Annotated in this window: 3 protein-coding genes; all 3 read left to right on the plus strand. The window is 63.9% G+C overall.

The genetic code is table 11. The features are described from left to right. Positions 1-102 precede the first annotated feature (102 nt). The 3 genes from ACM6IV_RS04880 (at position 103) to mnmH (ending at position 13,010) form a co-directional block, all read left to right on the plus strand. Positions 103-10,626, plus strand: a complete 10,524-nt coding sequence (locus ACM6IV_RS04880; protein WP_414868957.1) for an autotransporter-associated beta strand repeat-containing protein — start codon at positions 103-105, stop codon at positions 10,624-10,626. A 246-nt stretch (positions 10,627-10,872) separates the two neighbouring features. Beyond that, positions 10,873-11,907: a selenide, water dikinase SelD gene (selD, locus tag ACM6IV_RS04885; RefSeq protein WP_414868958.1), complete on the plus strand. Its 1,035-nt coding sequence runs from the start codon at positions 10,873-10,875 to the stop codon at positions 11,905-11,907. Further along, on the plus strand, positions 11,907-13,010 hold the full coding sequence (mnmH, locus tag ACM6IV_RS04890) for a tRNA 2-selenouridine(34) synthase MnmH (protein WP_414868959.1): 1,104 nt from the start codon (positions 11,907-11,909) through the stop codon (positions 13,008-13,010). Before selD ends, mnmH begins: the two co-directional genes overlap by 1 nt. The last annotated feature ends 13 nt before the right edge of the window (positions 13,011-13,023 follow it).

A 13,023-nucleotide genomic window follows, 5' to 3' on the forward strand; every position in this document is an offset into this window, starting at 1 on the left:
TTACGCGGTTTTGTGATGACCGTCGCAGTCTTGATTCGCGTGTGGAATAAGCAATTCTGCGCGCCCCTCAAGGAAGAAATTGGCCACGACAAGGAGTAGCCCGTGGAAGCAAGGTTTGGTGTTGCCCTCGTTTCGCGTTTTTCCCCTCTTTCCCTTGCTGTGCACCTGAGTGTCGCCGGGCTGTTGTTCGGCGGCGTCAGCGCGCCTGCACTGGCCACGTGCTCCACGGCGGGTTCCACGGTGACCTGTACGGGCGTGCCGAGCCTGCCGCTGTTTCTCAATAATTTCTCCAGTGCCACCAATGGCCTGACGGTCAACGTCAACAGTGGGGCGCAGATGAATGCGACCCTCGGCGGCCATGTGATGGACCTGACCGGGGTGAACATCTCCCTGAACAACTCCGGCACTATCGACCCGGCGCTGCTCGGCCTGGTCTCAGTGTTGAGCGGTGGTGCATTCATTGGCACCGGTGCGACGAGTACGGTCAGCGTGCTCAACAACGCCAGCGGCATCATGCGCGGCACCGGGATGCTGCTCGGCCTCAACCTGACCAGCCTCGACGGCCTGGCGCTTGGCGTGAACAACGCCGCGGCCGGCACCACCAGCATCACAAACAACGGCACCATCACCTCGACCGGGCTTTCGATCGGCGGCATTACCCTGGCCGACACCCCGGTGATCGGCGTCTACGGCGGCTCGCAGGTCAACATGACCAACAGCAGCACCGGCGTCATCAACGGCCGGATCGCCTTCGAGACCTCGGCGGCGGGTAACACCTTTACCAACGCCGGTGCGATTACCGGCGGCGTGTCGATGGGCGCGGCGAGCACCAACACCTTCACCGCGGTGACCGGTTCTTCGGTACAGGTCGGTGACGGCGTACAGATCAGCGTCGGCCTCGGCGGACTGATCGGCATCAACCTGACGTTCGCTCCGACCGGCACGGTCGATGGTGGCGCGGGGGGTAATAACAGCCTGATTCTGCAAAACCCCAGCGGTGTCGGCGGCGGTATCACCGGGACGGGCACGGCGTCGAGCGCCACCTACGTCAACTTCAACAACCTGACCCTCAACAGCGGCACCTGGACCTTGCAGGGGCCATTGGTCAGCGGCGCGACCACGCTCAATGGCGGTGTCGCCCAGTTCAACAACAACGCCACGTTCGGCAGTGGTGTCTTGACCTCCAACGGCGGGATTCTGCAGGCCAGCAATGCCGGCCTGAACATCAGCAACCTGATCTCCCTCGGCGCTGGTGGCGTGACCGTGCAAGGTACTAACGCGACCACCCTGAGCGGGGTGATTTCCGGCAGCGGCGGTCTGACCAAAATCGGTTCCAGCCAGTTGAACCTCAGCGCCGCCAACACCTATCTGGGCAACACCACGCTCAATGGCGGCACCGTGCAGGTGAGCAACAATCAGGCGTTCAGTACCGGCACGCTCAACGTCACCGGCGCGACAACGCTGAGCGCGCCGGGCACGATCAGCCTGAACAACGCCATCAGCCTCGGCGGCACCTTGACGGCTGGCGGCACCGGCGCACTGACCCTCGGCGGTTTGATCAGCGGCGGCAGCGGCCTGACCAAAACCGGCAGCGGCAGCCTGACCGTCAGTGGCGTCAACAGCGGTTTCACCGGCACTACCACCCTGAGCGCCGGCAGCCTGCTGGTGACCAACAACAACTCGCTGGGCAGCGGCGCGCTGAACACCGCCGCCGGCACCAGTCTGGACAGCACCGCCAACGTCACTCTGGCCAATAACATCGCCATGACCGGCGCACTCAACGTGCTCGGCAGCAATGCCCTGACCCTCGGCGGCGTGTTGAGCGGTACTGGCGGTATTACCAAATCCGGTAGCGCCAGCCTGACCCTCACCGGCAACAACGCCAACAGCGGCAACACATTGCTCAACGCCGGCAGCTTGTTTGTTGGCAGCAACACCGCGCTGGGCACTGGCACGTTGAACGCGGCGGCGGGCACCACACTGGATGCGACTACGGCGGTGACCCTGGCCAACGCCGTCGCGCTGGCGGCGGATCTGACCATCGGCGGCACGCAGTCGTTGGGTTTGAGCGGCGTCATCAGTGGCGCTGGCAACCTGATCAAAAACGGCACCGCCAACCTCAGCCTCAGCGGCAACAACAGCTTCTCCGGCGGCACTGCGCTCAATGCCGGCACGTTGATTGTCGGCTCCAACACTGCGTTGGGCACAGGTGCACTGACCACAGCGGCGGGCACCACCCTTGACGCCAGCACCGCGGTTGCACTGACCAACGCCGTGTCCCTCGGCGGCAATCTGAACATCGGCGGCAGCGCCAACCTGACGTTGGGCGGGATTGTCAGCGGCAGTGGCGGTCTGACCAAAAACGGCGCGGCCAACCTGATTCTCAATGGCGCCAATACTTTCCTCGGCGCCATCGCGCTCAACGCCGGTACGATCACGGCGGGCGCCAACGCGGCGCTGGGCAGCGGCAACATCACCGTCGGTGGCGCGGCCACCCTCGACAGCAGTGCGGCGGTGACCCTGAACAACGCCGTTATTCTCAACAACGCCTTGAGCATCGGCGGCAGCAATGCCCTGACGCTGGGCGGCGTGATCAGCGGCGCCAGCCAGTTGATCAAGAATGGCGCGGCCAACCTGACCCTCAGCGGCACCAACACGTTCAGCGGTGGCACGACCTTGAACGCCGGCAGCCTGACCGTCGGCAACGGCGCCGCACTCGGCACTGGCGCCCTGACCGTCGCCGGGGCGAGCACCCTCAACGGCAGTTCAGCGCTGACCCTGAACAATGCGATCACCCTCAACGCCAACCTCACCGCTGGCGGCGCCAATGCGCTGACCCTTGGCGGGGTGATCAGTGGTGCCAACGGCTTGATCAAGACCGGTGCCTCAAGCCTGACCCTCACCGGCAACAACACCTACACCGGCACCACGGCGCTGAACGCCGGTTCGCTGGTGGTCGGCTCCAGCACCGCACTCGGTACCGGCACACTGAACGCCTCGAACGGCACCACCCTCGATGCTGGCACCGCCGCCACCCTGGCCAACAACGTCAACCTCGCCGGCACCCTGACTGTGGGCGGCAGCAACGCGCTGACCCTCGACGGCGTGGTCGCCGGTATCGGTGGGCTGACCAAGAACGGCGCGGCCGACCTGACCCTCAACGGTGCCAACACTTATTTCGGCAACACCGCGTTGAACACTGGCAAGCTGATTGTCGGCACTAACACCGCGCTGGGCTCCGGCACGTTGAACGCAGCGGCCAACACCACGCTGGACGCCAACACGGCCGTCAGCCTGAACAATGCCGTGGCGCTGGCCGGTGCCTTGAACATCGGCGGCACGGCGAATATGACCCTGACCGGGCTGGTCAGCGGCGCCGGCAGTCTGGTGAAAGACGGCGCGGCCAATCTGATTCTCAACGCCGCCAACAACTACCTCGGCGGCACCACGCTGAACGCCGGCACGCTGACCGTCGGCAACAGTTCGGCACTCGGTTCCGGCGCACTGACCGTTGCTGGTGCGGCGACACTGGACAGCAACTCGCCGCTGGTCAGCCTCAACAACGCCATCGCCCTGAACGCGGCGCTGACCGTGGGCGGCACGCAGAACCTGACTCTCGGCGGCGTCACCAGTGGCACGGGCCCGTTGATCAAGGAGGGCGCGGCCAATCTGACCCTCAATGGCAACAACACCTTCAGCGGCGGCACCACGCTCGATGCCGGTACGCTGACCCTGGGTAATGCCAACGCCTTGGGCAGCGGTGCATTGATCGTCGGCGGTGCGGCGACGCTGGATAACAGCGCTTCGTTCGGCATCGGCAACGCGATCACGCTGAATGCCGGGCTGACCGTCGCCGGCAACAACGATTTGAGTTTGAACGGCATCATCGATGGCGCTGGCAGTCTGACCAAGAACGGTCTGTCAGACCTGACCCTGGCCGGCAACAACACCTTCACCGGTGCGTTGAATATCGTCTCGGGCAGCGTGACAACGCTCAACACCAATGCGCTGGGCAACACCTCTGGCGTCAACATCAGCGCCGGTGCCGGGCTGAATCTGGGCAGCGACGCCAGCCTCGGTGCGCTGACCGGCAGCGGCAGCGTGCAACTGACCGGCAGCAATACGCTGACCGTTGGTAGTGGCAACGTCACCAGTACGTTTGACGGTGATCTCGGTGGCAGTGGCGGCCTGGTCAAAGTCGGCACCGGCGTCCTGAACCTCACGGGCATCAACGGCATCACCGGCAATACCGCGATCGATGGCGGTATCGTGAACCTGAGCGGTTCGCTGGGCAGTGCTCAACTCAACGTCAATACCGGCGGCACCCTGACCGGTACCGGCTCGGCGCTCGGCGCGGTCAACATCAACAACGGTGGGCATCTGGCGTTGTCGTCGGGCAACACCTTGTCGGCGAGTGCGCTGACTCTCGGCGCCGGCAGCAACGTTGATGTGGCACTGGGCACACCGTCGACCGCGTCGCTGATGAACGTCGGCGGCAACCTCACTCTCGACGGCAATCTCAATGTCACCGACGCCGGCGGCTTTGGCGTTGGTGTGTATCGCCTGTTCAACTACACCGGCGCCCTGACCAATCTCGGTCTGGATGTGGCCGGCGTGCCGGTCGGTTATGGCCTCGGCGACCTGGTGGTGCAGACCGGCGTGGCCAATCAGATCAACATCCAAGTCTCGGCGCCGAACCTCAACATCCGTTACTGGGACGGCAGCCAGACCATCGCCAACGGCGTCGTCGATGGCGGCAGTGGCACGTGGAACGCGGTCGGCACCAACTGGACCGATGCCAACGGCCTGGTCAACCAGCCGTGGGCCGGCGACTTCGCGGTGTTCCAGGGCACGGCCGGCACGGTGACGGTAAACGGCACGCAAGCATTCACCGGCATGCAATTTCTCACCGATGGCTACAACGTGGTCAACGGTGCGGCGGGGCAACTCACGGCGGTCAACGGCACCGGCGGCACCACGGCCGTGCGAGTTGATCCGGGCGTCACCGGCACCCTCGGCGTCAATATCGATGGCAGCGGCATTCTCAATAAACTCGACACCGGCACCCTGGTACTCAACGGCGCCAACACTTACAGCGGCGGCACGCAACTGGACGGCGGCAAGATCATCGTCGGCAGCAACACCGCGCTGGGCAGCGGTGCGTTGACCGCCAACGCCGGTACGCAACTGGACAGCAACACCGCCGTCACCCTTGGCAATGCTGCGACGCTCAATGGCAACCTGATCGTGGTCGGCAGCAATGCGCTGACCCTCAACGGCGTGATCGGTGGCACCGGGGGGCTGATCAAAAACGGCGCGGCCAACCTGACCCTTGGCGGCAACAACGCCTTCCTCGGGCCGGTCGCGCTGAACGCCGGCGGACTGGTGCTGGCGTCAAACTCGGCGCTGGGTTCCGGCACGTTGAACGCGGCAGGCGGCACCACGCTGGATGCCAGCACCGCCGTTTCAGTGAACAACGCGGTGAATCTGGCCGGCAACCTCGGCATCGGCGGTACGGCGGATCTGACCCTGGCCGGCACGGTCAATGGCGCCGGCAGCCTGAGCAAAAACGGCGCAGCCAACCTGATCCTCAGCGGCAATAACAACTTCCTCGGCGGCGTCACCTTGAACGCTGGCACCCTGACCGCCGGCAGCAATTCGGCGCTGGGCCTGGGCAATCTGACCGTGGCCGGTGCCTCGGCGCTGGACAGCAACAGTGCGCTGAGCCTGGGCAACAACGTCGTGCTTAACGCCAACCTGAGCAACACCGGCAGCAACAACCTGACCCTCGCCGGCGTCGTCAGCGGCGCTGGCGGCTTGATCAAGGACGGCGCGTCGAATCTGACGCTTAACGGCATCAATACTTACTCCGGCGGCACCACACTGAATGCCGGCACGCTGACGCTCGGCACTGGCGGGTCACTGGGCAGCGGCGCACTGACCGTGGCCGGTGCTTCCACTCTCGATAACTCAGCGCCACTGGTGCTGGCCAACAACGTCAACGTCAATGCGAATCTGGCTCTGGCCGGTAACAACAATCTGACCCTCGGCGGCGTAATTGCCGGCGCCGGCACGCTGAGCAAAAACGGTCTGGCCGACTTGACCCTGAGCGGTAACAACACCTTCAGCGGCACCTTCGATGTGGCGTCCGGCAGCCTGACCACCCTGAGTGGCGCGGCACTGGGCAGCAACGCCACGGTCAATCTCGCGGGCGGCGCGGCGCTTAACCTTGGCGCCTCGGGCAGTCTCGCCAGCCTGACTGGCAGCGGCACTGCGCTGATCGGTACGGGCAACACGTTGAGTCTCGGTGGTAACAACGTCAGCAGTACGTTTGCCGGCATTCTCAGCGGCGACGGCGGCCTGAGCAAACTCGGCAGCGGCACCCTGACCCTCAGCGGCATCAGCGACCTGACCGGCGACACCAACGTCAACGCCGGCACCCTGCAGGTCAACGGTTCACTGGCCAGCGGCAATGTGCTGGTCAACAACGGCGGCACCCTCGCCGGCAGCGGGACCCTGACCGGTGCAGTGACAGTGGCGGATGGCGGTCATCTGGCAGGTACAACCGGCAGCACCTTGTCGGTGGACTCGCTGGTGCTCAACGGCAACTCCAACTTCGATGTCGGCCTCGGCACACCGGTCGCCGGTGGTGGTAACGCACTGGTGAATGTCGGCGGCAACCTGACCCTCGACGGCACCCTCAACGTCAGCGACATCGGCGGATTCGGCAGCGGCGTCTATCGCCTGATCGATTACACCGGCGGCCTGACCGACAACGGCATGCTCTTCGGTACACTGCCGGGCAGCGTCAGCCCGGGGGATCTGCAACTGCAAACCGCGCTGGCCAATCAGATCAACCTGCTGGTCACCGCACCGGGCGTTACCGTGCAGTTCTGGGACGGCAACCAACTGGTGGCCAACGGTTCGGTCGAGGGCGGCAGCGGTACCTGGGGCACTGGCACCACCAACTGGACCGATGTCAACGGCACCACCAACCAGGCCTGGACCAATAACTTTGCGGTGTTCCAGGGCGCAGCCGGCACGGTGACCGTCAACGGCGCGCAAACCATCACCGGCCTGCAATTCGTCACCGACGGCTACAACCTGGTGAACGGCACGGCGGGTTCACTGAACCTGGTCAACGGTGCGCTGGGCAATGCCACCGTGCGGGTCGACCCGAACGCCACGGCAACCCTCGGTGTGGCGCTCAACGGCAGCGGCACGCTGGGCAAATACGACAGCGGTACGCTGGTGCTCAACGCGGCCAACGGCTACACCGGCGGCACGGCGCTCAATGGCGGCAAAATCGTGGTCGGCAACAACGCGGCGCTGGGCAGCGGTGTGTTGACCGCCGCTGACGGCACCGCGCTGGACAGCAATACCACCGTTACGCTGAGCAACGACGTGGTCGTCAACGGTGGTTTGACCGTGGCCGGCTCCAACGCCTTGACCCTCGGCGGTGTGGTCAGCGGTGCGGGCAGCCTGATCAAGGCCGGCGCTTCGAGCCTGACCCTCAATGGCAACAACACTTACAGCGGTGGCACTCAACTCGCGGATGGCACACTGGTGCTGGGCAACAACAGTGCAATCAGCAGCGGTGTATTGAGTGTGACCGGCAACAGCGCCCTCGACAGCACTTCGGCGCTGCAACTGGCCAACGCCATCAACCTCGGCGCGCAACTGACCCTCGCCGGCAACCAGAACACCACGTTGATCGGCGCGGTAACCGGCACCGGCAGCCTGGTGAAAAACGGTAGCGGCGATCTCGTGCTCAGTGGTGCCAACAGCTACAGCGGCGGTACCACGTTGAACGGCGGCACGACGCGCGGTGACACCAGCAGCCTGCAAGGTGCAATCGTCAACAACGCGACGCTGACCTTCGAACAAAACGCTGATGGCAGCTACACCGGCAATCTCACCGGCGCCGGTACGCTGAACAAAACCGGGACCGGAGCATTGCTGCTGACGGGCAACAATACCTTCACCGGCAACACCTCGGTGCAGGCCGGCGATCTGATCGTCAACGGTGTACTTAACAGCGCCAACGTCAACGTTGCCAGCGGCGCCGGTATCGGCGGTGGCGGCCAGCTCGGCGGCGCTGTGCAACTGGCCAGTGGCGCGACGCTGGCCGGCGGCGGCACGGCGACGCCGCTGTCGGTCGGCTCGCTGGCACTGTCGTCGGGGACCAATCTCGACTTCAGCCTCGGCTCCGCCACCAGCTCGACCACGGTGGTCAATGTCGCTGGCAACCTGACCCTCGACGGTACGCTCAACATCAGCAATGCCGGCGGCTTCGGCACCGGGGTCTATCAACTGTTCAGCTACGGCGGCAGCCTGACCGACAACGGTCTGGTCTACGGCAGTCTGCCGGTGTCGGCGGCCAGCCTGACCCTGCAAACCGCCATCGCCAACCAGATCAACCTGCTGGTGCAGGGCACGCCGGGTGAGGTGCAGTTCTGGAACGGTGGCAAAACCAATCCGGATGGCAGTATCGGTGGCGGCAGCGGCGTGTGGGGGCCGGGTACCAACTGGACCGATCCGAACGGCACGCAGGCTTTGGCTTCCAATGGTCAGTTCGCCGTGTTCGGCGGTCAGGCCGGTACCGTTACGGTACAGGGCAATCAGAACTTCACCGGCCTGCAGTTCCTCTCCAGCGGTTACAGCCTGGTTCCGGGAGCTGGCGGTACGCTGACCCCGGTCAACAGCGCGGATGGCAGCCTCGCGCCGGTGCGCGTGAATGCAGGCGCGAGTGCGGAAGTCTCCACACCACTGGTGGGCACTGGCGGAATCGAAAAACTTGACTCCGGCACGTTGGTGCTCAGTGGTGCCAATACCTACAGCGGCGGCACCACGGTCAGCGGCGGTACGCTGATCGGTAACACTACCAGTCTGCAAGGCAACATCCTTAACAACGCTTCGCTGCTGTTCTTGCAGAACGCCAATGGTCAGTTCAACGGGTCGCTGAGCGGACTTGGCGTGATGCTTAAACAAGGTAGCGGGACCTTATTGCTGACCGGTGATAATCCGTTCAGCGGTACCGTGTCGGTCGATCAAGGTGTGCTGCAAGTCGGCAGCCGTGCCGCGCGGGGATCGTTGGGCGGGCAAGTGACCGTGGCCAACGGTGCAGGGCTGAGTGGTAATGGCAGCGTTGGCTCGGTGCTCAACCATGGTGTGGTAGCGTCGGGCGCCGAGGCGGGAACCCTGAGCGTCGCCGGTAACCTGACCAACGCGAGTGACGGTGTGCTGGCGCTGACGGTCAGTTCGCCCACCGCGACACCGCTGGCAGTCGGTGGCAGCGCTACGCTGGGCGGCGCCTTGCAGGTCAACTCGCTGGCACCGTTTACCGGCAACACCACGTACTCGCTGATCACGGCGGGCGGTGGCGTGAATGGCACCTTCAGCGCTGCGGACCTGCCGCAATACGCGTTCCTCAACAGCGCACTGGTGTATGACGCCAACGCGGTAAACCTGGTGGTCAGCCGCAACGGCAATTCGTTCGCCGATGTCGCCGCCACCGGCAACCAGTTCCGCACCGCCACCGCGCTGTCGAACAACGGCCCGGCGGGCGCGGCGCTGCAGAACGAAATCGTCAACCTCAGCGTTGCGGGCGCACGTAATGCCTTCGACAGTCTGTCCGGTGAGATCCACGCCAGCACCGCCAGCGCCATCCTCGAGGATTCGCGTTATGTGCGTGACGCGGTCAACGATCGCATGCGCCAACCGTCGTGCAGCGCGGCGGATGATCCACGCCGGGCTCTGGCGCCAAGTGACAACCAACTGAGCAGCAACGGTTGCCACGGCGAAATGGTCGGCTGGGCGCGGGCACTGGGTGCCTGGGGCGAGTCGGATGGCGACAGCAACGCGGCGAAACTCGACCGTAACCTCAGCGGCTTCATGCTCGGCACCGACAAGCAACTCGACGATCAGTGGCGCGTGGGCATGGCCGCCGGTTACACCCGCAGCGACCTCGATGCCCATGATCGTCGCTCGGATGCCACCGTCGAAAGCTACCACCTGGCGGCGTACCTCAACTCGCAATTCGATGCATTGGCAGTACGCCTCGGCGCGGCGTACAGCTGGCACGACATCGAGACCAAACGCAACGTCAGCGTCGGCAGCTACAACGACCGCTTGAAAGCCAACTACGACGCCCGCAGTGCGCAGGTGTTTGGTGAAGTCGGTTACGCGATCAATGCCGGCGGCATTGCGCTTGAGCCGTTCGCCGGTCTCGCCTACGTCAACTACGATACCGACAAGGCCAGGGAGAAAGGCGGAGTAGGGCGCCTGGAGGCCGATGCCGATCAAGACATCACCTTCTCGACCCTCGGTGTGCGCGCAGGCAAAGTCATCACCTTGGCCAACGGCGGGCAATTCACCCCGCGCGCGGCCATCGGCTGGCGCCATGCCTTCGGCGACACCAAGCCCGACGCCGACCTGACCTTCATCGACGGCGGCGCTTCGTTCAGCACCCAAGGCGTACCGATCGCCAAGGACAGCGCCATTGTTGAAGCCGGTGTCGACTTCCAGATCAGCCCGACCGGCAAACTCGGGGTCGGCTATTCCGGGCAACTGTCGAACGACAGCAATGATCATGCGATGACCGTCAGCTTCAGCCTGGGCTTCTGATTCAGGTTTAGGGTCGAAGCACTTTCAGCCGCCCGCGAGGGCGGTTTTTTTTGCCTGCAAATTCTCAGGCAACCTGATGCTTGTGGTGACTGTTCGATTGCCTTCGCGAGCAGGCTCGCTCCTACAGGGGAGTGCGGTGCAAAGGTGAAAGCGAGCCTGCTCGCGAATTGGCCGCCCAGTCAGTGCAAAAATCTGCTGCCTCGTGCTCTGCTAGAATCGCCCCCATCAACAGCCTGAGACTCCCCCATGAGCGAGCCGATTCGTCTGACCCAATACAGCCACGGCGCCGGTTGCGGCTGCAAGATTTCCCCGCAGGTGCTGGAAGTGATTCTGGCCGGCAGCGGCGCCCAGAACCTTGATCCGAAACTGTGGGTCGGCAATGCTTCGCGCGATGACGCGGCGGTGTACGAGATCGATGCCGAGCGCGGCGTGGTCTCGACCACGGACTTTTTCATGCCGATCGTCGATGACCCGTTCGACTTCGGCCGCATTGCCGCGACCAACGCGATCAGCGACATCTACGCGATGGGCGGCGATCCGCTGATGGCGATTGCGATCCTCGGCTGGCCGGTCAATGTGCTGGCGCCGGAAGTGGCACGCGAGGTGATTCGCGGTGGCCGCGCGGTGTGCGACGAAGCCGGGATAACCCTGGCGGGCGGGCACTCGATCGATGCGCCGGAGCCGATTTTCGGCCTCGCCGTCACTGGTCTGGTGGAAAAGCGCCACATGAAGCGCAACGACACCGCCACCGCCGGTTGCCTGCTGTACCTGACCAAACCGCTGGGCATCGGCATCCTTACCACCGCCGAGAAGAAGGGCAAGTTGCGCGCCGCCGACGTCGGCGTGGCCCGCGACTGGATGTGCACCTTGAACAAACCCGGCAGCCGTTTCGGCAAACTGGCGGGCGTCACCGCGATGACCGACGTCACCGGTTTTGGCCTGCTCGGGCATCTGGTAGAGATGGCGGACGGCAGCACGCTCACCGCACGCATCGCCTACGACCGTGTACCGCGCCTGGACAGCGTCGAGTATTACCTCGATCAGGGCTGTGTGCCCGGCGGGACGCTGCGCAATTTCGACAGCTATTCAAGCAAGGTTGGCCGCGTGCAGGAACTGCACAAACGCGTGCTCTGCGACCCGCAAACCAGTGGTGGTCTGCTGATTGCGGTGACGCCGCAAGGCAATGAAGAATTCCTCGCCGTCGCCGCCGAACTGGGCCTGAACCTTGAGCCTATCGGCGAACTGGTTGAGCGACAGACGAACGCAGTCGAGGTGATCTGATGCTCCGCGACTGCACTGACTACCGTGACATTTTCCTCAACGACCGGCCAATGATGGATGCGCGAGCGCCGGTCGAATTCGCCCACGGTGCTTTCCCCGGCGTGGTCAATCTGCCGCTGATGAACGACCGTGAGCGTGAACAGGTGGGCACCTGTTACAAACAGCATGGACAACAAGCCGCGATTGCCTTGGGTGAGCGGCTGGTGTCCGCCGAGGTTCGGGAGGCGCGCATTCAAGGCTGGGTCGAGTTTGCCCGGAACAACCCCGACGGCTATCTGTATTGTTTTCGCGGCGGCCTGCGTTCACAGATCGTCCAGCAATGGATCAAGGACGAGGGTGGCATCGATTACCCTAGGGTCGGCGGTGGCTACAAGGCCATGCGCACGTTCCTTCTGGAGACGGTCGACCAGGCTGTGGCCGAATGCGATCTGGTTCTGCTGGGCGGTATGACCGGCACTGGTAAAACTGAAGTATTGGTGCAGTTGAGCAATGGTCTGGATCTGGAAGGCCATGCCAATCATCGGGGCTCGAGTTTTGGCAAGCGCGCCACCGGGCAACCGAGCAACATCGATTTCGAAAACCGCCTGGCTGTCGATGTGCTGAAAAAGCGCGCCGGCGGGATCAGCCAATTTGTCCTGGAAGACGAGAGTCGGGTGGTCGGTAGCTGTGCCTTGCCATTGCCGCTCTACCGGGGCATGCAAGCGGCGCCGCTGGTCTGGCTCGAAGACAGCCTCGACAATCGGGTCGAGCGAATTCTGCAGGATTATGTTATCGGCCTGCATGCCGAGTTTGTCGCCATGCATGGCGAGCAGGGTTTTGCGCTGTATGCCGAGCGGTTGATTTCCAGCCTGGACAATATTCAGCGTCGACTGGGTGGCGAGCGCTATCAACGCCTGTATTTGCAGATGGAAGCAGCGCTGGCCGAACAGGCGCAAAGCGGTTCGGTCGAGCAGTTCCGTGAGTGGATCGGCGTGTTGCTGCGGGATTATTACGACCCGATGTATGTGTTTCAGCGCGAGAAGAAGGGCGGGCGGATCGAGTTTGCCGGGGAACGTGGGGCGGTGCTTGAGTATTTACGTGAGCGGGTGAATCAGAACGTTTGAGGTTGTAGCGGCT

The sequence above is a fragment of the Pseudomonas sp. IT-347P genome (genome assembly GCF_949768005.1).
GTDB lineage: Bacteria > Pseudomonadota > Gammaproteobacteria > Pseudomonadales > Pseudomonadaceae > Aquipseudomonas.

What these genes read in the sequence shown, in the direction of transcription:
- selD (WP_414868958.1), top strand. Translation starts at nt 10,873, where the DNA reads ATGAGCGAGCCGATTCGTCTGACCCAATACAGCCACGGCGCCGGTTGC.
- mnmH (WP_414868959.1), top strand. Translation starts at nt 11,907, where the DNA reads ATGCTCCGCGACTGCACTGACTACCGTGACATTTTCCTCAACGACCGG.